The following is a 238-nucleotide window of genomic DNA, read 5'->3' on the forward strand; positions in this document are numbered from 1 at the left end:
TGACAGAAAATTAAAAAATCCAAAAGAAGATTTACCTTTCATGCTATGCTGGGCCAATGAAAACTGGACCAGACGCTGGGATGGTAACGATCATGAAGTACTCATTGAACAAAAATACTCCGTTAAGGACGACGAAGATCACATCGATTTTCTGCTTCCTATTATGAAGGACCCAAGATATATCAAGGTAAATAATAAGCCCATTATTGTCATTTACAAACCTAATATTCTTCCTAAT

General features: G+C 35.7%; 1 protein-coding gene. It reads left to right on the forward strand.

All coding sequences use genetic code 11. From position 1 onward, the window contains the following. The coding region (locus SCA31_RS25405) for a glycoside hydrolase family 99-like domain-containing protein (protein WP_410699699.1) at positions 1 to 238 on the forward strand (238 nt) is incomplete at both ends.

This window comes from Chryseobacterium sp. SIMBA_028 (assembly GCF_046535285.1).
In the GTDB taxonomy this organism is placed as follows: Bacteria; Bacteroidota; Bacteroidia; order Flavobacteriales; family Weeksellaceae; genus Chryseobacterium.